Source organism: Pseudomonas sp. M2, from assembly GCF_015751845.1.
Lineage (GTDB): Bacteria > Pseudomonadota > Gammaproteobacteria > Pseudomonadales > Pseudomonadaceae > Aquipseudomonas > Aquipseudomonas putida_E.
This window is the reverse complement of sequence record NZ_JADOUD010000001.1, coordinates 2,025,467-2,046,326: the sequence shown is the minus strand read 5'-3', so window position 1 is coordinate 2,046,326 and position 20,860 is coordinate 2,025,467. Positions and strand designations below refer to the sequence as shown.

The following is a 20,860-nucleotide window of genomic DNA, read 5'->3' as shown; positions in this document are numbered from 1 at the left end:
GCTTGCCTGCGCTATATAGTTAGGGCCTGCGTTCAGGCGCGCTGCCACAGCGCGTAATGCACCTGGCCGGTCTTTTTTTCGCGGTGCAGGCGCCAGTTGCCTGGCATTTGCAGGGTAGAGGGGGCGGCTTCGCTCTCGGTGTAGATCCACGCCTGCTCGCGCAGCCACTGGTTCTGCTCCAACAGGTTGCAGGTGTTGGCCAGCAGGTCCTGGTGGAACGGCGGATCGAGAAACACGACGTCGAACTGTTGCTTGGCCGGGGCTTGCAAGTAGCGCTGGGCGTCGGTCTGGAGGATTTGCCCGCGCGGGCAGCGCAGGATCTCCAGGTTGTTCTTCAGGTTGTTGATAGCCGCCGCGTTGCTGTCCAGTGCTACGGCATCTGCAGCACCGCGTGACAACGCTTCGAGCACCAGGGCGCCACTGCCGGTAAAGGCATCCAGCACCCGGGCGCCTTCGATGTAGGGCGCCAGCCAGTTGAACAGGGTTTCGCGCACACGGTCGGTGGTCGGCCGCAGGCCTTCGCCTTCAGGCACCGCCAGGCGGCGGCTGCGCCACTCGCCAGCGATGATGCGCAGGTGGCCCTGTCCCTTGCTTTGGCCCTGCTGAGGTCGGGCGGGAGGGGTGGATCTAGGCATTAGTGCTCCGGTACGCCGAGAGGCTGCTCGGCGGGTTTGTCAGTAGGGGCTGGCAGCGGCTTTTGCGGCACGCTCGGGCCGACGGTGACGATCACCAGTTTGTCGGCTGCCAAATGCTTGTTCATGGCTGCCTTGACCTGCTCGACGGTCAGCGCTTGGGACTGCTGCATGAAGTCTTCCAGCCAGGTCAATGGCAGGTTGTAGAAGCCGATGGCGCCCAATTGGCCGACGATGCTCGCATTGCTGGCGTTCGACAGCGGGAAGCTGCCAGCCAGTTCGCGCTTGGCGTCGTCCAGTTCCTGCTGGGTCGGGCCGCTCTTGAGGTAGTCGGCAAGGATACCCTGCACCAGCTTGAGTGTGCCCTCGCTGAGTTCGGCACGGGTTTGCAGGTTGATCATGAACGGGCCGCGCACCTGCATCGGGCTGAATACCGAGTATACGCCGTAGGTCAGGCCGCGTTTTTCCCGCACTTCGCTCATCAGGCGGGTACCGAAGGCGCCGCCACCGAGAATCTGGTTGCCCAGCGACAGGGCTGGCCAGTCCGGGTCCTGGCGGTCGATGCCCAGCTCGGCCAGCATCAGGTGGGTCTGCTTGGACGGGAAGTCGATGTGGGTGGTGCCTGCCTTGGGCTCGACGGGTTGCGCAGGCTTGGCCAGTGCCGGGCCTTTGGGCAGGGCGGCGGAGACCTGGGCGGCAACCGCCTCGGCCTCTTCGTGGCTGAGGTCGCCGACCAGTGCGATTACCGCGTTGCCCGCTGCATAGGCCTTGGCGTGGAATGCGCGCAGCTGTTCCAGGGTGATGCCCGGGATGCTTTCAGCGCTGCCGTCGCTTGGATGGGCGTAAGGGTGGTCGCCGTAAAGTTTGCCGAACAACGCCTTGCCGGCGATCTTGCCGGGGTTCTGCTTCTCGTATTCGAAACCGGCCAGCAGCTGGTTCTTGATTCGTTTGAATGCGTCCTCCGGGAAGGTCGGCTTGCCGGTTACTTCAGCGAACAGCTTCAGGGCCGGCTCGCGCTTGTCCTTCACACTCAGGCTGCGCAGCGAGGCCACCGCCATGTCGCGGTAGGAACCGTTGCCGAAGTCTGCGCCGAGCCCTTCGAAGCCTTCGGCGATGGCGGTCACATCCTTGCCGGCAACGCCTTCGTTGAGCATGGCATTGGTCAGGGTGGCCAGGCCCGGCGTGTTGCCGTCCTGGCTGCTGCCGGCGGCGAAGGTCACGCGCAAATCGAACATCGGCAGCTCGCGGGCCTCGACGAACAGTACGCGCGCACCTTCGGCAGTGGTCCAGTTCTGGATGTTCAGCTGGCGCCGGCTGGGGGCCTTGCCGTCCAGCTCGGCCAGCGACTGCAGGGTATTGGCGGGGCGGGCCGCGGTGCTGTCGGTTTCGGCGTGGGCAGGGCGAGCCAGGACGCAGGTCATCGCCACCACCAGTGCGATGATGCCCGTGCCGATCAGGGTGTAGCGTGGTGCGCTGCAATCACTCATGAGCGGACTCCTCAGGCAGTACATGGGCAACGCTCAGGCGTTCGCGGGTGAAATAGGTGCGTGCGGCGGCCTGGATATCTTCGGGGGTCACGCGCTTGAGTTCGTCCAGTTCGCTGTCGATCAGTTTCCAGGACAGGCCGACCGTCTCTAGCTGGCCAATGGTGGTGGCCTGGCTGCTGATGGAGTCGCGGTCGTAGACCAGGCCGGCGATCACCTGGGCGCGTACACGTTCCAGTTCCTCGGCGCTCGGCGGGGTGGTCTTGAGCTCATCGAGCAACTCCCAGACGCCTTTCTCGACATCGGCGAGCGTCTTCTGCTTCTGTACGTTAGGGGTAGCCGAGATCATGAACAGGCTGTCGCCGCGGGTAAAGGCGTTGTAGCTGGACGAGGCGCCGGCCACCAGCTCCTGGCCACGCTCCAGGCGCGCCGGCAGGCGGGCGCTGTAGCCGCCGTCGAGCAAGGCCGAGATCAGCCGCAGGGCGTGCGCGGTGCGCGGGTCCTTGGCGGTGGCAAGGCCCGGTACGTTGAAGCCGTAGATCAGGCTTGGCAGTTGGGTGCGCACGTGCAGGGTCAGCTGGCGCCGGCCTGGCTCGGCCAGCTCCAGCGGCAGCTTGGCCGGCGGCACGGCGCGCTTGGGGATACTGGCGAAGTACTTCTGCGCCAGGCCTTTGACCTCGGCGGCGGTAACATCGCCGACCACCACCAGGGTGGCGTTGTTCGGCGCGTACCAGGACTCGTACCAGTGGCGCAGCTCCTCGACTTTCATGCGTTCGAGGTCGGCCATCCAGCCGATGGTCGGGGTGTGGTAGCCGCTGGCCGGGTAGGCCATGGCGCGGAACAGCTCGAAAGCCTTGGCGCTTGGCTGATCGTCGGTGCGCAGGCGGCGCTCTTCCTTGATCACCTCGATTTCGCGGCTGAACTCATCGGCCGGCAGGCGCAGGCTGGCCAGCCGGTCGGCCTCCAGCTCCAGAGCCACCGGCAGGCGGTCGCGGGCCAGAACCTGGTAGTAGGCGGTGTAGTCGTCGCTGGTAAAGGCGTTCTCTTCCGCGCCCAGGTCGCGCAGGATGCGTGAAGCTTCGCCGGGGCCGACCTTGGCGCTGCCCTTGAACATCATGTGTTCCAGAGCGTGGGACAGCCCGGTCTGGCCGGGTGTCTCATAGCTGGAGCCGACCTTGTACCAGATCTGCGAAACCACCACTGGCGCGCGGTGGTCCTCGCGTACGACCACTTTCAGGCCGTTGTCGAGGATGAATTCGTGGGTGGGTTGCACATCGGCGGCAAAGGCTGCGAGCGGCAGGCAGAGCGTGCTGAGCAACAGGCCAGCGGCGCGGCGGGCTAGAGCATTCATAAGGTGTTTAACCTGTTCGGCGGCCCGCAGGGTTTAGCGTCGGCGGGCCAGGAGGTGCTAGGATACTGATCCGGTTGCCTGGCGACCATGCCTGTCGCCGTTCTGGCCTGCAGGTCCATTAAGACAAAACATTGCGCATGAACCAGCCGGCTTCAAAACAGTCTGTTCTGCGTTTAGAGAATTCCAGATGAGCCGCTGCTGGCCCATCGCTACCCTGAGATAGCCGTCTTCCATGTTTGGTTCCAACGACGACAAAAAAGCGCCGGCCGAGGCTGGCGAGAAAAAAGGCCTGTTCAGCTGGTTTCGCAAGAAGCCGCAGCAACCTGTCGCCGAACAGCCACAAGCCCCTGATGCTCAGGCAGTAGAGCCGGTATCGCCGCAGCCTGCCGCCGAGCAGCCTGAAGCGGCTGCGGCCGAGCCGGTGGTTGCCGAAGCGCCCCCGCCTGCCGTTGAGCCGGTACGTCCCGCTGAGCCGGTACTGGCCCCCCAGCCTGCGCCTGTCGTTGAGCCTGCTCCGGCCCCGGAGGTCGCACCGGCCCCTGAGCCCGCTCCGGCTCCTGAGGTTGCACCGGTCCCTGAGCCTGCTCCAGCCCCTGAGCCAGTGCCGGTTCCCGAGCCTGTCCCGGCCTCTGTGAGAGCGGAGTTGCCTGCGAGTGCTGAGCCCGCTGCTGCGCAGCTCGAAAGCCCTGCTCCAGTCGCAGCAGCCCCCGAAGCCCCGGTCAGCAACCTGGTCTTGCCCGTTGCCGAAGAGCCGGTCGCCCTGGTTCCAGACCTTGAGCCAAAAGCCCCGCCAGCGATTCCCGAGCGCCCGGCCCCCGAACAGGCCGTCGCGGCCGTCACCCCAGCCGTTGCCGAACCTGCCAAGCCCGGCTTCTTCGCTCGCCTCAAGCAGGGCCTGTCGAAGACCAGCGCCAGCATCGGCGAAGGCATGGCCAGCCTGTTCCTGGGCAAGAAAGTCATTGATGATGACCTGCTAGACGAGATCGAAACACGCTTGCTGACCGCCGACGTTGGCGTGGAGGCGACCTCGACCATCGTTCAGAACCTGACCCAGAAGGTTGCGCGCAAACAGCTGGCCGATGCCGATGCCCTGTACAAGTCGCTGCAGGAAGAACTGGCCGCGCTGCTGCGCCCGGTCGAGCAGCCGCTGAAGATCCAGGCGCAGAACAAGCCCTATGTGATCCTCGTGGTAGGCGTCAACGGCGCCGGCAAGACCACCACTATCGGCAAGCTGGCCAAGAAGCTGCAACTCGAGGGCAAGAAGGTCATGCTGGCCGCGGGTGATACCTTCCGTGCTGCCGCCGTCGAGCAGTTGCAGGTCTGGGGCGAGCGCAACCAGATCCCGGTGATCGCCCAGCACACCGGTGCCGACTCCGCGTCGGTGATCTTCGATGCCGTGCAGGCCGCCAAGGCCCGTGGCGTCGATGTGCTGATCGCCGATACCGCCGGCCGGCTGCACACCAAAGACAACCTGATGGAAGAGCTGAAAAAGGTTCGCCGGGTCATCGGCAAGCTTGACGCCGAGGCGCCGCATGAGGTGCTGCTGGTGCTCGATGCCGGTACTGGCCAGAACGCCATCAGCCAGGCCAAATACTTCAACCAGAGCGTCGAGCTGACTGGCCTGGCCCTGACCAAGCTGGACGGCACCGCCAAGGGTGGCGTGATCTTCGCCCTTGCCAAGCAGTTCAACATTCCGATCCGCTTCATCGGCGTGGGTGAAGGTATCGACGACCTGCGCACCTTCGAAGCCGAGCCGTTCGTCAAGGCTCTGTTTGCCGAGCGAGAGCACCCATGATCCGATTCGAACAGGTTGCCAAGCGCTACCCCAACGGCCATGTTGGCTTGCATGAGCTGAGTTTCCGGGCGCGCCGGGGCGAATTCCTGTTCGTCACCGGCCATTCCGGGGCCGGCAAGAGCACCTTGCTGCGCCTGCTGCTGGCCATGGAACGCCCCACCAGCGGCAAGTTGATGCTGGCAGGGCAGGACCTGGGCCAGATCAGCAACGCGCAGATCCCGTTCCTGCGTCGGCAGATCGGGGTGGTGTTCCAGAACCACCAGTTGCTGTTCGACCGCACCGTTTTCAACAACATCGCCCTGCCGCTGCAGATTCTCGGCCTGTCCAAGGCAGAGATCGCCAAACGCGTGGATTCGGCGCTGGAGCGTGTGTCGCTGGTCGACAAGGGTGAGCTGTTCCCGGCCGACCTGTCCACCGGCCAGCAGCAGCGGGTCGGTATCGCTCGTGCGATCGTCCACCAGCCCGCCTTGCTGCTGGCCGACGAACCCACCGGTAACCTCGACCCGCGCCTTGCCGCAGAGATCATGGGGGTGTTCGAGGACATCAATCGGCTGGGTACCACGGTGTTGATCGCCAGCCATGACCTGGCACTGATTGCGCGCATGCGCCACCGCATGCTGACCTTGCAGCGCGGCCGTCTGATCGGCGATGGGGAGGCCGGGCAATGAGCACTACACGTACACCCAAGGTTTCCGAGCGGGTCGCCCCAAAGGCCGCCGACGCGGATACCCGGAAAAAGCGCGGCGAGCATGATGATGACGGCCCGGACTTCCGCACGCTGTTGCACGCCTGGCTGGACAGCCACCGTGCCAGCCTGGCCGACAGCCTGCGTCGCCTGGGCAAGCAGCCGATCGGCAGCTTCTTCACCTGCCTGGTGATGGCCGTGGCGCTGAGCATGCCCATGGGCCTTTCGCTGCTGTTGAAGAACGTCGAGAAGCTGGGGGGCTCCTGGCAGCGCGCCGCGCAGATTTCCCTGTACCTGAAGCTCGACGCGGGCAGCAAGGAGGGCGAGGCCCTGGGCCAAGAGATCAAAGGCATGCCTGGGGTGGCCGATGCCTTGTACATCAGCCCAGCGCAGGCGCTGGAAGAGTTCCAGCAGCAGTCCGGGTTGGGCGAAGCCCTGCGTGAACTGCCCGACAACCCGCTGCCTGGTGTCGTGGTGGTGACCCCGACCGAAGTCGACAAGCCGGCTCTGGAGGCGCTGCGGCAACGTCTGGCCGAGCTGCCGCGAGTGGAAAATGCACAACTCGACCTGGTGTGGGTGGAGCGCCTGGCGGCGATCCTCAAGCTGGGCGACCGGTTCGTCTTCGGCCTGGCGGTGATGCTTATTTCTGCCTTGCTGTTAGTAATCGGTAACACAATTCGTCTACATATTGAAAACCGCCGTACCGAGATCGAAGTCATCAAGCTGGTAGGCGGCACCGACAGCTACGTCCGTCGGCCTTTCCTGTACATGGGCGCGTTGTACGGCCTGGGTGCGGGTCTGCTTGCCTGGGGTATCCTCGCGTTCGGCCTCAACTGGCTGAACGAGGCCGTGGTAGGGCTGTCCGGGCTCTACGGCAGCGACTTCTCCCTGGGCGGTGTGCCAGCATCCGATGGTCTGTCGCTCTTGATCGGGGCGGTACTGTTGGGGTATATCGGTGCATGGATTGCGGTGGCTCGGCATTTGAACGAGTTGGCCCCGCGATAGTTTTCTGAGCCAGCATTGACAATTTTTCATTTTTGGAACTTGCACCTTGGTTCCAGGTCTATGTTGGCAGTGCTCACAAGGCACGAGTCTGGTAAGTCGGAGGTTCTTGAATGACCACATCGTTGCAACCTGCCTATGCCCTGGTTCCCGGTGCAAACCTGGAAGCCTACGTGCACACGGTCAACAGCATCCCGCTGCTGACTGTCGAGCAGGAGCGTGATCTGGCCGAGCGTCTCTATTATGAGCAGGATCTTGAGGCCGCTCGGCAAATGGTGATGGCCCACCTGCGCTTCGTCGTACATATCGCCCGCAGCTATGCTGGCTACGGGTTGGCCCAGGCCGACCTCATTCAGGAAGGCAACGTCGGCCTGATGAAGGCGGTCAAGCGCTTCAACCCGGAAATGGGTGTGCGCCTGGTGTCGTTCGCCGTGCACTGGATCAAGGCTGAAATCCACGAATTCATCCTGCGCAACTGGCGCATCGTCAAGGTGGCTACCACCAAGGCCCAGCGCAAGCTGTTCTTCAACCTGCGCAGCCAGAAGAAGCGTCTGGCCTGGTTGAACAACGATGAAGTGCACCGCGTGGCTGAAAGCCTCGGCGTCGAGCCGCGTGAAGTGCGTGAGATGGAAAGCCGTCTGAGTGGCCAGGACATGGCCTTCGACCCGGCAGCAGAGGCGGACGACGACAGCGCCTTCCAGTCGCCTGCACATTACCTGGAAGACCATCGCTACGACCCGGCTGTGCAGCTTGAGGACGCTGACTGGAGCGACAACTCCACCAGCAACCTGCATGAAGCCTTGCAGGGCCTGGACGAGCGTAGCCGCGACATTCTCTACCAGCGCTGGCTGGCTGAAGAGAAAGCCACATTGCATGAGCTGGCAGACAAGTACAGCGTTTCGGCTGAGCGTATTCGCCAGCTGGAAAAGAATGCGATGAACAAGGTGAAGGCGTTGATTGCTGCGTGATTGGCGCCTGATGCACTGAAAAGCCGCTGGCCCATGACAGGGTGAGCGGCTTTTTTGTTTGCGTATGCTTTACCGGCCTCGGGAAGGGGCAGTCAAAGTCAGCGTATCAATTCAGGGCCTGCGCGAAGCATCCAGCTGCATCAGGTAGCTCGGCCCACCCAGCTGGCTCATTTGCCGGCGAATCCAGCCTGCCCGGCTCGCCACGTAGGCGCTCGGCCGGCTGGCGCTCCACTTGATGGGGCTGGGCAGCACCGCAGCCAATTGAGCAGCCTGCTGGCGGTTCAGGCGGCTGGCATCGATACCGAAGTGGTAGCGCGCCGCAGCCTGGGCACCAAATACCCCTTTGCCCCATTCGGCACTGTTCAGGTAGACCTCGAGGATCCGCTCTTTCGACCAGAACAGTTCCAGCAGCGCCGTGAACCAGGCCTCCAGCCCCTTGCGCAGCCAACTGCGACCCGACCACAGGAACAGGTTCTTGGCCACCTGCTGGGTCAAGGTGCTGGCACCACGGATGCTGCCGCCGCGTTCGTTATAGGCCAGCGCCGCCTGGATGGCGGGGATGTCGAACCCCCAGTGGTTGGCGAACTTCTGGTCTTCACCGGCGATGACCGCGACCTTGAGGTCATCCGAGATATTTTCCCACGGCTGCCAGTCGCGCTGCAGGTCGATCGGCTCGCCACTGATCCACGACTGCACCTTGCGCTCGACCATCAATGCCGTGCCGGGAGGCGGCACCCAGCGGAACACCAGCACCAGCACGATGCTGCCGGCAGCGAACCAGAACAGGGCGCGGGCGAGGCGACGGAGTAGGGATGACAGCATGGCGATGGCTTGGCCGGACCGGTGGAACGGGCCATTATACAGACCCGATCCCAGGAGTCGTCCCATGCTTCGCACCTTCCTCATGCTCGCCGCCCTTTTCGGCTTTACCGGTGTCGGCCTGGGCGCATTCGCCGCCCATGGGCTGAAAAACCGCCTGAGCGCAGATTACCTGGCCATCTTCCAAACCGGAGTGACCTATCAACTGGTACATGCCTTGGCAATCTTCGGGGTCGCGCTGCTCGCGGCGCACTTGCCGGGGCGCCTGGTTGGCTGGGCCGGTGGTCTGTTCGCCCTGGGCATCGTGCTGTTCTCCGGTAGCCTGTACCTGCTGACCCTCAGTGGGCTGGGCAAGCTTGGCATCATCACCCCTATCGGCGGCTTGTGCTTCCTGGCCGGCTGGGTCTGCCTGGGCATGGCAGCATGGCGTTTAGGCTGACCAAGCGGTCCACAATCACGACTAATGGCGTGCACCGCCCTTGGGTTAACGCGTTGATCGGCGCTAGAATGCTGGCCCCCAACGCACAATGGTGGCCGTGCGCATGCGCATTCAATTGAACGGTGAACCCTATGAATTGCCCGCTGGCGAAAGCGTCGCGGCGCTGCTGACCCGCCTGGAGCTGACCGGGCGCCGGGTGGCAGTGGAATTGAACCTGGATATCGTGCCACGCAGTCTGCACGACAGCACGCAGCTCAACGACGGCGACCAGGTCGAAGTGGTCCACGCTATTGGCGGCGGCTGATTCCGGCCTGGCGATTCACCTGCAAGCCCAGCAACCTTTTCCAGAGGATCTTTGATGAGCAACGTTCGTAGCGACAAGCCCTTTACCCTGGCCGGGCGCACTTTCCAGTCGCGCCTGCTGGTCGGCACCGGCAAATACCGTGACATGGAAGAAACCCGCCTGGCCATCGAGGCCTCGGGCGCCGAAATCGTCACTGTCGCCGTGCGCCGCACCAACCTCGGCCAGAACCCGGGCGAACCGAACCTGCTCGATGTGCTGCCACCGGACCGTTACACCATTCTGCCGAACACCGCCGGCTGCTATGACGCCGTCGAAGCGGTGCGCACCTGCCGCCTGGCCCGTGAACTGCTCGACGGCCATAACCTGGTCAAGCTGGAGGTCCTGGCAGACCAGAAGACCCTGTTCCCCAACGTGATCGAAACCCTCAAGGCCGCCGAAGTACTGGTCAAGGACGGCTTCGACGTGATGGTCTACACCAGCGATGACCCGATCATTGCCCGTCAGCTGGCCGAAGCAGGCTGCATCGCGGTCATGCCGCTGGCCGGCCTTATCGGCACTGGCCTGGGCATCTGCAACCCGTACAACCTGCAGATCATCCTGGAAGAATCCAAGGTGCCGGTGCTGGTCGATGCAGGCGTGGGTACCGCCTCCGATGCCACCATCGCCATGGAAATGGGCTGTGAAGCGGTGCTGATGAACTCGGCCATCGCCCACGCCCAGCAGCCCGTGCTGATGGCCGAGGCCATGAAACACGCAATCGTCGCCGGGCGCATGGCCTACCTCGCCGGGCGCATGCCGAAGAAACTCTATGCCAGCGCGTCTTCGCCGCTGGATGGTCTGATCAAGTAAGAGCTACTGATGACTGAATCGCAAGATACGCCGATCACCACCGACGGCGAAGCGCGTCCACACCGCCGCATCAAGAGTTTCGTGATGCGCGCCGGGCGCATGACCGAAGGCCAGCAACGCGGCCTGGACCAGGGCGGCCCGCTGTATATCCTGCCGCTGGCCGAAAGCCCGGTGGACTATGACCAGGTGTTCGGCCGTTCGGCGCCACGCACCCTGGAGATCGGTTTCGGCATGGGCCATTCCCTCTTGGAGATGGCCGCTGCCGCACCTGAGCAAGACTTCATCGGTGTTGAAGTGCACCGCCCGGGTGTCGGCGCGCTGCTTAACGGCGTGCTGACCGAGGGCCTGAAGAACCTGCGGGTGTACGATTGCGACGCCATCGAAGTGCTCAACCGCTGTGTGGCCGATAACAGCCTCGACCGCTTGATGCTGTTCTTCCCTGACCCATGGCACAAGGCGCGCCACCACAAGCGTCGTATCGTGCAGTTGGAGTTCGCCGAGCTGGTGCGTCGCAAGCTCAAACCGGGTGGCATATTCCATATGGCCACTGACTGGGAGCCGTATGCCCAATACATGCTGGAAGTGATGAGCGCGGCGCCGGGGTACCGAAACCTGGCCGCAGACGGGGCTTATGTGCCGCGTCCCGAAGAACGTCCAATCACCAAGTTCGAGCGCCGTGGTGAGCGCTTGGGGCATGGGGTTTGGGATTTGAAGTTCGAGAAGGTGGGTTGATTGGCTGTTTGAGCCTTTCGATGTTGCGCTGAGCCACCTATGCAAGCCCTCCGGGGCTTGTTTGTAATCAAGGCCGAGGGGGCGGCATGCCTGACCGCCTCGGTGACTCCCTGCAAGGGGCAGTCGAGTGGTAGAGCTGCCCTGGTTCTGCGGGGCAGCTTCCAGTCAGCTTTACCCCCGCCGATCAGCGACCACGCCAATCAACACCAGCACCACCAACAGCACCGGCGCCAACGCGTAGTTGTTGAACTGGCTCAGCCCCTTCACCACCCACGGCGTGGCATAGATCAGCGCCGCGCCGCTGCCGATCATCACCAGCAGCGCCATGAACGGAACCCGCAGGGCACCTGCCAGGCCGCCCAGCCGTTGTTCCACCCAGCCCTTGATATCGGTGCCAAACAGCACCAGCAGGCAGCCTACCAAGGCCAGCGAAATCTCAGACAGGTTGCTACGGCTCCAGCGGGAAACCGTTGCCAGCAGGTCAAGTACCAGATCCATGGGTCATCCTTAGGTCAAGAAATACTGCAGCAGGTCATTGAGGAACAACTGGCCGCGTGGCGTGGCCACCAACCGATCCGGTTCGACCTGCAAAAGGCCTTTTTGTTCGGCGGCGCGGCGGGCCTCGGCGAGTTGCGTCAGTGGCAAGCCGGTACGCTGGCTGAACAGCTCGGCTTCTACGCCATCGGTCAGGCGCAGCGCGTTCATCAGGAACTCGAACGGCAGCTCGTCCACCGGCAGCAGCTTTTCGCCGGCTTTGAACGGCTTGGCCAGGTTCAGGTAGTCCTTGGGCAGGCGGGTTTTCCAGGTGCGCAGGATACGGCCGTCGGTAAAGGTCAGCTTGCCGTGGGCGCCGGCGCCGATGCCGATAAAATCGCCAAAGCGCCAGTAATTGAGGTTGTGCTTGGCAGCACGCCCCGCCTGGGCATAGGCCGAAACCTCATACTGCTTGTAGCCGTGCGCCGCCATCAGTGCCTGGCCGGCCTCCTGAATGTCCCAAAGGATGTCGTCCTCGGGCAGTTCAGGTGGTTGGTTCCAGAATACCGTGTTCGGCTCCACGGTCAGCTGGTACCAGGACAGGTGCGTTGGCCCCAGGTCGATGGCCTGGCGCAGGTCGCCCAACGCATCGTCCAGTGACTGATCGGGAAGGCCGTGCATCAGGTCCATGTTGAAGTTGTCGAAGCCGGCCGCCCGGGCCATGCCCGCTGCGCGAATGGCTTCGTCGCCATTGTGGATGCGCCCAAGCGCCTGCAGTTTGGCCGGCTGGAAGCTTTGCACGCCAATCGACAGGCGATTGATGCCCGTCTGCCGGTACGCCTTGAACTTCTCCTGCTCGAACGTCCCTGGGTTGGCTTCCAGCGTGATTTCAATGTCCGGCGCGAAGGGGATGCGTTGCTCCACGCCGCGCAGCAACCTGCCAAGGGCATTGGCGCTGAACAGGCTAGGGGTGCCGCCGCCGAAGAAGATCGACGAAATTGGCCTTCCCTGAACCGCAGGCAGCTCTTGGTCTAGGTCGGTCAGCAGGGCATCGACATAGGCCTCTTCCGGAAGCTCAGGCCCAGCTGCATGGGAGTTGAAGTCGCAGTAAGGGCATTTGCGCACGCACCACGGAATGTGGATGTACAGTGCCAAAGGTGGCAACGTGGCGAAACCCGCCACGCCAGGCTGGCGCGGCTGGGTGGACAACAATTCGATCATGCCAGGCCCAGACGTTGGCGCAGCAGGGCCATGGCGCGGGCGCGGTGGCTGAGCTGGTTCTTGTCGGCAGGCGCGAGGTCGGCGCTCGAGCAGTTGCGCTCAGGCACCCAGAACAGCGGGTCATAGCCAAAGCCTTGATTGCCGCTGGCTTCGAACATGATGCGCCCATGCCAAAGGCCCTCGCAGAGGATGGGCAGTGGATCGTCGGCGTGGCGTACCAGTGCCAGCACACAGACGAACTGGGCGCCGCGCTGATCTTGCGGTACATCCTTGAGTGCTTCGAGCAGCTTGGCGTTGTTTGCCGCATCGCCCTTGCCGTCGGCATAGCGCGCCGAGTAGATGCCCGGCGCGCCACCGAGAAAGTCGACCGCCAGGCCAGAGTCGTCGGCCAGCGCGGGCAGCCCGGAGATGCGTGCAGCATTGCGCGCCTTGAGGATGGCGTTCTCGACGAACGACAGGCCGGTTTCTTCGGGTTCTACCTGGCTGAACTCACCAATCGAGCGCAGTTGCACGGTCTGGCCGAGCATGGCCTGAAGTTCCTTGAGTTTGCCGGCATTGTGGCTGGCCAATACGAGTTGCTGGAGATTCATCATTCGCCTGGGAACACTTCCTGGTTGAAGCTGAGTTTATGGCTGACCCCACCGGTTTCGACATTCAGGTCGAAGGTCAGCGTCTCGGCCTGTTGGATCTTGAACTGGGCGATGTAGTAGATCGCGCCTCGATCGGTAATCTGCTTGAACGACAGTGGGTTGCTGCGCCCGGTGAGGTCTTTTACCGTGCCGCTGACCACCGCCATGGCGGGTTTGCTGGCCTTGAGCACGGCGATGTTGAGCACCCCCTGATTCTTGCTGCGGACAAGCCCAGTGGCGGCGGCAATGTCCGGCTGCAGCATGCTGGAGGTGAAGGCGCTGTAGTGCACCGTCACGTCGCCGAACACTTCCTTGCGCTCGGGTTTGGCGGCATCGGCAGCCAGTACCGGCAGCGCCAGGCACAAGCTGATCAGAAACAGGGCTAGGCGACGCATGGTGCGATTCCTCTGCTGGGCGTCAGACCGCGAGCTGGTGCTCCTGCAGGCCGGGGCTACTGACGCGGTAAATGCCGATTTCCCCTAACAGATTAGGCCAAAGCCGGCCGCCCCACCCATTGCGGTGCAAGTGGTCGACGGCCAGGCGGTCCAGGACCTTGGCGCGGCGCTCATGGCACAGCTGTTCGAAGTCGGCAAAGGTGCAGAAGTGGATGTTCGGGGTGTTGTACCAGGTGTACGGCATGAAGTCCGAAACCGGCATGCGGCCTTTGGTCGCCAGGTACCAGCGGCAACGCCAGTGGCCGAAGTTGGGGAAGGTGATGATGCACTGGCGGCCCACACGCAGCATCTCGTCGAGGATGCGGTCGGGGTACTCCACGGCCTGCAGGGCCTGGGTCATGATCACTACGTCAAAGCTGTTGCTGGCGAAGTTGCCCAGGCCCTTGTCCAGGTCCTGCTCGATGACGTTGACGCCTTTGGCCACACAGGCGGCGATGTTGTCGGGGTCGATCTCCAGGCCGTAGCCGGTGACCTGCTTGCGATCACGCAGCGAAGCCAGCAGCTCGCCACTGCCGCAGCCCAGGTCGAGTACCCGGCTGCCGGCGGGAATCCAGTCGTGGATGATTTCCAGGTCGGCTCTCATGCTGTCCTCAGATGGCGATGCGGTTCATGTAGTTCGCGAAACCCTGCATGTAGCGAGGCGTGGGGATCAGGAAGGCATCGTGCCCGTAAGGAGAGTCGATCTCCAGATAACAGACGTTCTTGCGTGCCGCCATCAGGGCATCGACGATCTCGCGCGAGCGGGCCGGCGAGAAACGCCAGTCGGTGGTGAACGACATGATGCAGTAGTCGGCTGTGACGTCGGCCAGGGTCGCGGCCAGGTCGCCGCCATTGGCCGCCGCCGGGTCGAAGTAATCCAGCGCCTTGGTCATCAGCAGGTAGGTGTTGGCGTCGAAGCGGCCAGAGAACTCTTCGCCCTGATAGCGCAGGTAGCTCTCGACCTGGAATTCGACGCTGTGGAAGTCGTAATTGAGCTTGTCGCTCTTGAGCTCCCGGCCAAACTTTTCCCCCATCGAGTCGTCGGACAGGTAGGTGATATGCCCGACCATACGCGCCAGCATCAGGCCACGCTTGGGGATCACGCCCTGGTCCTGGAACGAGCCGCCGTGGAATTCGGGGTCGGTGAGGATGGCCTGGCGCGCCACTTCGTTGAAGGCAATGTTCTGGGCCGACAACTTTGGTGCCGAGGCGATATCGACGCAGTGGCGCACGCGGTCGGGGTAGGTCATGGTCCACTGCAGGGCCTGCATGCCGCCGAGGCTGCCGCCGACAATGGCCGCCCACTGCCGGATGCCCAAGCGATCGGCAAGGCGTGCCTGGCTGTGTACCCAGTCTTCAACGGTCAGTACCGGGAAATCGGCGCCATACGGCTTGCCGGTGGCGGGGTTGACGCTGCTGGGGCCGGTGCTGCCGTTGCAGCCACCGAGGTTGTTCAGGCTGACCACGAAGAAACGGTTGGTGTCGATCGGCTTGCCAGGGCCGATGCAGCTGTCCCACCAGCCGGGCTTGCGGTCGGTGGTGGCGTGGTAGCCGGCCGCGTGGTGATGGCCAGACAGGGCATGGCAGATCAGCACAGCATTGCTTGCGCTGGCGTTCAGGGTGCCGTAGGTCTCGTAGACCAGCTCGTAGCTGGCCAGAGAACGGCCACAGGCCAGGGCCAGCGGTTCATCGAACCGGGCTGTTTGCGGTGTAACCAGACCGACGGAATCTTCGGGAAGGACAGTGGACATCGACCCTGCTCACGCTTGACGGAGGCGTAAGTCTAAAGAGCGCTACCCCCAGCGGCAAGCAAAGGCTTGCCGCCGGGAACAACAGGGCTCAGATCATCCGCCACAGTTCCTGTGGCATGCCGGCATAGGCTGCCAGCGGTGGCATGACAAACGATTGCAGCACCTGGATCGCGATGAAGGCGAAGATCGGCGAAATGTCCATGCCGCCCAGGCTGGGCACGATCCGGCGGAACGGTGCCAGCACGGGTTCGCTGATCTGGTAGGCCAGCTCGGCCGCAGGATTGTGGCTGTTCGGCGCGACCCAGGACACGATCACCATGACGATCATCGCGACCCAGAAAATCTTCAGGAACAGCGAGGTGATGCCGATGATCGCCCACATCAGCAGGTGCAGCACATCACCGAAGGTGCCGTAGGTCACCATCAGCACAAAGCCCATCAGCAGAGCCTGGATCACCACCGCCAGCAGCAGAGACGAGGTATCGAGGCCGCCGACGCTTGGGATGATACGACGGATCGGTTTGAGCAGCGGCTGCGTGGCGCGCACCGCGAACTGGCACAGCGGGTTGTAGAAGTTGGCTTTTACCAGCTGCAGCACGAAGCGCAGCAGGACGATCACCAGATACAGGCTGACCAGGGTTTGCACCACGAAGATCGCGGCGCCCGACAATGCATTCATCTAATACTCCTTATTTGCCCAATTGCTCGGCCAGCTCGGCAGAACGCTGCGCCGCGGCTGCCAGTGCCTGCTCGACGATGGCTTCGAAACCGTTGCTCTGGAACGACTTGATTGCGGCCTCTGTGGTGCCGGCTGGCGAAGTGACCCGGCGACGCAGCTCGGCGGCGTCAACGTCACTGGCCACCGCCATGTGCGCGGCACCCAGTGCGGTCTGCAGGGTCAGCTGGGTAGCGGTTTCGCGTGGCAGGCCAAGCTTCTCGCCGGCGGCAGTCATGGCTTCGATCAGCAGGAAGAAATAGGCCGGACCGCTGCCCGAGACAGCTGTAACGGCATCGAGCTGGTGTTCATGCTCCAGCCACAAGGCGGTGCCGACGGCCGATAGCAGCTGCTCGGCCTGCTGGTGCTGTGTGCTGGTCACTTCGGCGGTGGCATACAGCCCGCTTACGCCTTGGCGCAGCAGGGCCGGCGTGTTGGGCATGCAGCGCACTACCGGGCGGGTGCCGAGCCAGGCCTGCAGGCTGGCGCAGGTGATGCCGGCGGCAATCGAAACGATCAGCTGGCCATCCTGCAGGTTCGGCTGCAGGGCCTCGCAGACGGTTTTCATCACCTGCGGTTTGACTGCCAGGACGATCACGTCAGCCCCGGCGATGGCCTGTGCGTTGTCTTCGAATACCTCGATACCGTGCTCGGCCTGGACCCGGGTGCGGGTTTCGGCGCCTGGATCGCTGGCGCGGATCTGCGTGGCGTCCAGGCCCTGGGCGCGCAGGCCGCCGATCAGGCTGGCAGCCATGTTGCCGGCGCCGATGAAGGCAATACGTGTCTTGCTCATGTCAGGTCCTTGAGGGAAAGAGTGAGTAAAGCATGGAATCAGGCGGGGCCGTAGCTGCGGGCGCCGAACAGGGCGGTGCCGATACGCACCCAGGTCGCACCCTGCGCGATCGCAGCTTCCAGGTCGTGGCTCATGCCCATGGACAGGGTGTCCAGGCCAAGATTCAGGCCCTCCTGCAGCTGGCGCAGGCTAGCGAAGGCGGCTTCTTGCTCGGCGCGGTCCTCGCTGGGTTCGGGGATCGCCATCAGCCCGCGCAGGCGCAGGTTGGGCAGTGCGGCCACGGCATTGGCCAGTGCCGGCAGGTCCTCGGGGGCGCACCCCGATTTGCTGTCCTCGCCGCTGACATTCACCTGCAGGCAGATATTCAGAGGCGGCAGGCCTGGGGGGCGTTGTTCAGACAGGCGTTGGGCGATCTTCAGGCGGTCCACGGAGTGTACCCAGTCGAAATGTTCGGCAATTGCTTTGGTCTTGTTCGACTGAATGGGGCCGATGAAGTGCCAGATCAAGGGCAAGTCCCGCAGGTCCTCCTGCTTGGCCAGGGCTTCCTGCAGGTAGTTTTCACCGACATCGCATACACCTGCGGCATGCAGCTCGCGGATGGCACTGGCCGGTTTGGTCTTGCTGACGGCCAGCAACTGAAGGCTGGCCGGGTCGCGTCCAGCGGCCTTGGCTGCGCTATCGATACGGGCGGCAAGGGCGCAAAGGTTGTCTGCTATGGTGGACATGGATCGATGCCGTTGGCTCAGGAGTCAGCGGCATTCTACCTGCTTGATGGCTGTTGGGGAGTCTCATGGACGTGACTGACCTGTTGGCCCGGGCTGGCGATGCAGGGGCGAGTGACCTGCACCTGGCCGCGGGCGAGATACCGATGCTGCGCGTGGATGGTGAGCTGCGGCGCATGGCGCTACCGAACTTGACGCCAGCGGCGTTGACCGATGCCATGGCGCCGCTGCTCGATGAGTGCCGGCGCCAGCAGTGGGCGCAAGGTGATGAGCAGGACCTGGCACTGGAGCTGCCCTCGCTCGGGCGCTTTCGCCTGAACCTGTTCCGCCAGTTGAATGGCCCGGCGGCCACCTTTCGCTTGATCCCAAAGCGGATTGCGACGCTCGACGAGCTTGACCTGGAAGATGTGTTTCGGTCTGTTGCACAGTGGACTGACGGCCTGATTCTGCTCGGCGGGCCTACCGGCAGTGGAAAATCCAGCACCTTGGCGACGCTGATCGATCAGCTGAACCGGCAGCGGTCCTTGCACATCATCACCCTCGAGGACCCTGTCGAAGTTATCCACAACAGCCAGCGAAGCCTGATCAATCAGCGAGAAATCGGTCGGCATTGCCGCGACTTTTCCCAAGGGCTGCGCAGCGCGCTGCGTCAGGACCCGGATGTGATCGTCATAGGCGAATTGCGCGACCTGGAGACGATTCGCCTGGCGTTGCGGGCTGCGGAGACCGGGCACCTGGTGCTGGCAACGGTGCATACGCGCTCGGCTGCTGGCAGTGTCGACCGGCTGGTGGAGGTGTTTGCCGCCGAGGAGAAACCGCTGGTGCGAGCGATGTTGGCGGAGTCGCTGCGTATGGTTATGGCGCAGGTGCTGGTCAAGTGTGTGCGGGGTGGGCGGGTGGCTGCCCGGGAGGTGCTGGTGGGAACGCCTGCGGTGCGTAACCTGATCCGCGAGGGGCGTATGGCGCAATTGAATTCGGTGATGCAGGCGGGTGCTGCGCAGGGCATGCGGACGATGGAGGGGGCGTTGCAGCGATTGAAGACCCAAGGGTTGATCGGGGCCGTGTAGCAGTGGCCCCAGCAATCCATCGGTTGCCTTGCCAGGTCAGCGCTTGGCCAGGGCCAACTGCTGCGGCGCCTTCGGCAACACTCGCTTGGCCACGACATAGTGCTTCTGCCAGTAAGGCTTGCTCAGGTTGTCGATGCTTACCCGCTTGCCGCGGCGCGGTGCATGGATGAAGCGATCGTTGCCCAGGTAGATGGCTACGTGGTTGACGCGGCGGCTCTTGATGTTGAAGAAGATCAGGTCGCCAGGCTTGAGATCGCTTTTGGCCACCTTCACGCCGTGGCCCTTTGCCATGGCATTGGAGGTGCGCGGCAAGTCGACATCAGCCACGTCATTGAAGGCGTACTTGACCAGCCCGCTGCAGTCGAAGCCTTTTTTAGGGCTGCTGCCGCCCCAAACATAAGGGGTGCCGAGCACATTCACGGCGCGGCTGAGCACGTCGCTGCTCTGTTTCGGCGACATGGCAGCCACTGGCACCTGGCCAGCGTTGTTGGCGCGTGCACGCAAGGCGGTGTGCTTGCTGGGCACGTGTTTCACCGTGGCATTGGTGGTATAGCCGGTGAAACCGTTGGGAAGACGTTGCTCACGGTTGGTGGCGTGGGCGGCCAGGGGCAATAATAGGCAGAGGGTCAGCCATGTCTTGAACAAAGGCGGCATAGATGAAGCTCTTGTGAAGTTTTGGTGTTGGTTTTGGTATTGGCGCGCAACTTTATAACAGCTTTTTGATCAATTTCTGATCCGTTTGTCGATTGTCATGCTGCCGTACGTCGGCCTGCGACGCAAAAGTCACATTTTTTTTTAGAAAATTTTCGGCTAACCCATGGGGGCTATGAATGAACAGTTATGAACAAGGGGCGCCGTTCCACGACACCCATAGCAAGGTCATCGGCTATTTGTTGTGGATTTTCGGCTTCACGGGCTCGCATCGTTTCTACTACGGCAAGCCGATCACCGGAACAATCTGGTTCTTCACCCTGGGCCTGCTTGGCATAGGCTGGCTGATCGACCTGTTCCTGATCCCGTCGATGGACCGCGAGGCTGACTTGCGTTTTCAGTCTGGGCGCATCGACTACAACATTGCCTGGGTACTGCTGACCTTCCTCGGCATTTTTGGCGTGCATCGCCTGTACCAGGGCAAGTGGATCACCGCGATCATCTACTTCTTCACCGGTGGCCTGTTCCTGGTGGGTGTGCTGTATGACTTCTGGACGCTGAACAGCCAGGTTTCCCAAGCCAACGCTGAACGCCGTTGAGCACAAAAAAGGCCTTGTCACGCTGAGCGACAAGGCCTTTTTCGTTACTGGCGGGTCTGGCGCTGCTGCAGTAGCAGGTTACTGAACCCCGCTCCGGCCAGTTGCTTCTGCGCACCGGTCAACTGCTCACGGTTGCTGTATGGGCCGACCAGCACGCGGTACCAGGTTTCATCCTTGACCGTGCCCGACTCCACCTTCACCGTCTGGCCCAACAGGATGATCTGCGCCCGCACCTTGTCGGCGTCGGCCTGTTTGCGGAACGAGCCGGCCTGAAGGAAGTACTGCGTGGTGGCCGCAGGTTTGATCACTGGCGGAGCCGGGGGTGGCGTCTGGCCCAACAGTGCAGCCTGGGCGCGCGCGGTATCGATTTTCGCCGCTTCGGCAGGTGTGACCGGGGTGACTGGCTGGGCTGGGACAGGCGGCGTCTTCTCAGGCACGGCTTCTGGCGGCACGATCACTTCCGACTCGGGCAGCAGGGTGTAGAAGTCATACTTGGGCTTTACCGGCTGCTGCGTAGCGGCCGCGGTTGATTTGCCCGCCTCGGCAACTTTCTCGGGCTTCTGCTGCTCGGGCTTGGCGCGCTTGATATCGCCACCGCCAGGCTCGAGCTTCATCAGGAAGACGATGAAGGCGCCGACCGTCAGGCCGACTGCCAGCCATATCCAGCCGGGGATCGGCTGTTTGGCCGGTGCCTGGGTGCGGCTTGCACCGCGCTTGGGAGCTGGTTTTTTCTTGGCAGCCAAC

At 63.1% G+C, this 20,860-nt stretch carries 25 protein-coding genes; 10 read left to right on the top strand and 15 right to left on the bottom strand.

Translation table 11 applies throughout. From position 1 onward, the window contains the following. Window positions 1–32 precede the first annotated feature (32 nt). From rsmD to IWW33_RS09490, 3 genes are read right to left on the bottom strand one after another with little or no spacing between them, the layout of a single operon-like run. Window positions 33–635: a 16S rRNA (guanine(966)-N(2))-methyltransferase RsmD gene (gene rsmD / locus IWW33_RS09500; protein WP_012312296.1), complete on the bottom strand. Its 603-nt coding sequence runs from the start codon at window positions 633–635 to the stop codon at window positions 33–35. Beyond that, window positions 635–2,119: a pitrilysin family protein gene (locus tag IWW33_RS09495; protein WP_174141022.1), complete on the bottom strand. Its 1,485-nt coding sequence runs from the start codon at window positions 2,117–2,119 to the stop codon at window positions 635–637. Before IWW33_RS09495 ends, rsmD begins: the two co-directional genes overlap by 1 nt. Continuing rightward, window positions 2,112–3,467 (bottom strand): pitrilysin family protein, encoded by a 1,356-nt coding sequence (locus IWW33_RS09490; protein WP_174141021.1) that lies wholly within the window; start codon window positions 3,465–3,467, stop codon window positions 2,112–2,114. The genes IWW33_RS09495 and IWW33_RS09490 overlap by 8 nt, the downstream gene beginning before the upstream one ends. 232 nt (window positions 3,468–3,699) lie before the next feature. Between IWW33_RS09490 and ftsY the strand changes: the two genes are divergently transcribed. The 4 genes from ftsY (at window position 3,700) to rpoH (ending at window position 7,917) form a co-directional block, all read left to right on the top strand. Then, a complete protein-coding gene (ftsY, locus tag IWW33_RS09485; RefSeq protein ID WP_174141020.1) occupies window positions 3,700–5,262 on the top strand; it encodes a signal recognition particle-docking protein FtsY in 1,563 nt (520 codons plus the stop codon). Then, window positions 5,259–5,930 (top strand): cell division ATP-binding protein FtsE, encoded by a 672-nt coding sequence (gene ftsE / locus IWW33_RS09480; RefSeq protein ID WP_039601211.1) that lies wholly within the window; start codon window positions 5,259–5,261, stop codon window positions 5,928–5,930. The genes ftsY and ftsE overlap by 4 nt, the downstream gene beginning before the upstream one ends. Then, window positions 5,927–6,952 (top strand): permease-like cell division protein FtsX, encoded by a 1,026-nt coding sequence (gene ftsX, locus IWW33_RS09475; protein WP_046787033.1) that lies wholly within the window; start codon window positions 5,927–5,929, stop codon window positions 6,950–6,952. The genes ftsE and ftsX overlap by 4 nt, the downstream gene beginning before the upstream one ends. A gap of 110 nt (window positions 6,953–7,062) precedes the next feature. Beyond that, window positions 7,063–7,917, top strand: coding sequence for an RNA polymerase sigma factor RpoH (gene rpoH, locus IWW33_RS09470; RefSeq protein ID WP_012312302.1), 855 nt, complete (start codon window positions 7,063–7,065; stop codon window positions 7,915–7,917). A 111-nt stretch (window positions 7,918–8,028) separates the two neighbouring features. On the opposite strand, the gene mtgA is transcribed toward rpoH, so the two are convergent. After that, complete coding sequence (mtgA, locus tag IWW33_RS09465) at window positions 8,029–8,739, bottom strand: monofunctional biosynthetic peptidoglycan transglycosylase (protein ID WP_115273362.1); 711 nt, start codon at window positions 8,737–8,739, stop codon at window positions 8,029–8,031. Between the two features lie 64 nt (window positions 8,740–8,803). On the opposite strand from mtgA, the gene IWW33_RS09460 reads away from it, so the two are divergent. From IWW33_RS09460 to trmB, 4 genes are all read left to right on the top strand, one after another. Then, the gene (locus IWW33_RS09460; protein WP_115273363.1) at window positions 8,804–9,175 is read left to right on the top strand and encodes a DUF423 domain-containing protein; all 372 of its coding nucleotides are present in this window, start codon (window positions 8,804–8,806) and stop codon (window positions 9,173–9,175) included. A 103-nt stretch (window positions 9,176–9,278) separates the two neighbouring features. After that, window positions 9,279–9,479 carry a sulfur carrier protein ThiS gene (thiS, locus tag IWW33_RS09455; protein WP_033702586.1) on the top strand — a complete coding sequence of 67 codons (201 nt, stop codon included), beginning with the start codon at window positions 9,279–9,281 and terminating at the stop codon, window positions 9,477–9,479. 54 nt (window positions 9,480–9,533) lie between these two features. Next, entirely contained in the window at window positions 9,534–10,328 is a 795-nt protein-coding gene (locus tag IWW33_RS09450) for a thiazole synthase (RefSeq protein ID WP_008092966.1), read from the top strand. A gap of 9 nt (window positions 10,329–10,337) precedes the next feature. Beyond that, window positions 10,338–11,060 (top strand): tRNA (guanosine(46)-N7)-methyltransferase TrmB, encoded by a 723-nt coding sequence (trmB, locus tag IWW33_RS09445; protein ID WP_115273364.1) that lies wholly within the window; start codon window positions 10,338–10,340, stop codon window positions 11,058–11,060. Between the two features lie 171 nt (window positions 11,061–11,231). On the opposite strand, the gene IWW33_RS09440 is transcribed toward trmB, so the two are convergent. From IWW33_RS09440 to IWW33_RS09400, 9 genes are all read right to left on the bottom strand, one after another. After that, window positions 11,232–11,558, bottom strand: coding sequence for a DUF3392 domain-containing protein (locus tag IWW33_RS09440; RefSeq protein ID WP_003257821.1), 327 nt, complete (start codon window positions 11,556–11,558; stop codon window positions 11,232–11,234). Window positions 11,559–11,567: 9 nt separating this feature from the next. Then, complete coding sequence (gene hemW, locus IWW33_RS09435; RefSeq protein ID WP_119688127.1) at window positions 11,568–12,755, bottom strand: radical SAM family heme chaperone HemW; 1,188 nt, start codon at window positions 12,753–12,755, stop codon at window positions 11,568–11,570. Beyond that, window positions 12,752–13,348 carry an RdgB/HAM1 family non-canonical purine NTP pyrophosphatase gene (gene rdgB / locus IWW33_RS09430; RefSeq protein WP_174141019.1) on the bottom strand — a complete coding sequence of 199 codons (597 nt, stop codon included), beginning with the start codon at window positions 13,346–13,348 and terminating at the stop codon, window positions 12,752–12,754. The genes hemW and rdgB overlap by 4 nt, the downstream gene beginning before the upstream one ends. After that, the gene (locus IWW33_RS09425; RefSeq protein WP_046787038.1) at window positions 13,345–13,779 is read right to left on the bottom strand and encodes a DUF4426 domain-containing protein; all 435 of its coding nucleotides are present in this window, start codon (window positions 13,777–13,779) and stop codon (window positions 13,345–13,347) included. The genes rdgB and IWW33_RS09425 overlap by 4 nt, the downstream gene beginning before the upstream one ends. A 22-nt stretch (window positions 13,780–13,801) precedes the next feature. Next, window positions 13,802–14,422, bottom strand: coding sequence for a methionine biosynthesis protein MetW (gene metW, locus IWW33_RS09420; RefSeq protein ID WP_012312310.1), 621 nt, complete (start codon window positions 14,420–14,422; stop codon window positions 13,802–13,804). A 7-nt stretch (window positions 14,423–14,429) separates the two neighbouring features. After that, on the bottom strand, window positions 14,430–15,569 hold the full coding sequence (locus IWW33_RS09415) for a homoserine O-acetyltransferase (protein ID WP_174141018.1): 1,140 nt from the start codon (window positions 15,567–15,569) through the stop codon (window positions 14,430–14,432). Between the two features lie 88 nt (window positions 15,570–15,657). Beyond that, window positions 15,658–16,248 (bottom strand): YggT family protein, encoded by a 591-nt coding sequence (locus tag IWW33_RS09410; RefSeq protein WP_046787040.1) that lies wholly within the window; start codon window positions 16,246–16,248, stop codon window positions 15,658–15,660. A 10-nt stretch (window positions 16,249–16,258) separates the two neighbouring features. Further along, the gene (proC, locus tag IWW33_RS09405; protein WP_174141017.1) at window positions 16,259–17,077 is read right to left on the bottom strand and encodes a pyrroline-5-carboxylate reductase; all 819 of its coding nucleotides are present in this window, start codon (window positions 17,075–17,077) and stop codon (window positions 16,259–16,261) included. A 38-nt stretch (window positions 17,078–17,115) separates the two neighbouring features. Further along, entirely contained in the window at window positions 17,116–17,802 is a 687-nt protein-coding gene (locus IWW33_RS09400) for a YggS family pyridoxal phosphate-dependent enzyme (RefSeq protein WP_046787042.1), read from the bottom strand. A gap of 65 nt (window positions 17,803–17,867) precedes the next feature. On the opposite strand from IWW33_RS09400, the gene IWW33_RS09395 reads away from it, so the two are divergent. Further along, window positions 17,868–18,866, top strand: a complete 999-nt coding sequence (locus IWW33_RS09395) for a PilT/PilU family type 4a pilus ATPase (protein WP_174141016.1) — start codon at window positions 17,868–17,870, stop codon at window positions 18,864–18,866. Window positions 18,867–18,902: 36 nt separating this feature from the next. On the opposite strand, the gene IWW33_RS09390 is transcribed toward IWW33_RS09395, so the two are convergent. Further along, window positions 18,903–19,520: a C40 family peptidase gene (locus IWW33_RS09390; RefSeq protein ID WP_046787044.1), complete on the bottom strand. Its 618-nt coding sequence runs from the start codon at window positions 19,518–19,520 to the stop codon at window positions 18,903–18,905. Between the two features lie 176 nt (window positions 19,521–19,696). On the opposite strand from IWW33_RS09390, the gene IWW33_RS09385 reads away from it, so the two are divergent. Beyond that, the gene (locus IWW33_RS09385) at window positions 19,697–20,116 is read left to right on the top strand and encodes a TM2 domain-containing protein (RefSeq protein ID WP_039602507.1); all 420 of its coding nucleotides are present in this window, start codon (window positions 19,697–19,699) and stop codon (window positions 20,114–20,116) included. Between the two features lie 44 nt (window positions 20,117–20,160). Here the strand turns inward: IWW33_RS09385 and IWW33_RS09380 are convergent, their stop codons facing one another. Then, window positions 20,161–20,859, bottom strand: coding sequence for an SPOR domain-containing protein (locus IWW33_RS09380; protein WP_046787045.1), 699 nt, complete (start codon window positions 20,857–20,859; stop codon window positions 20,161–20,163). Window position 20,860 lies beyond the last annotated feature (1 nt).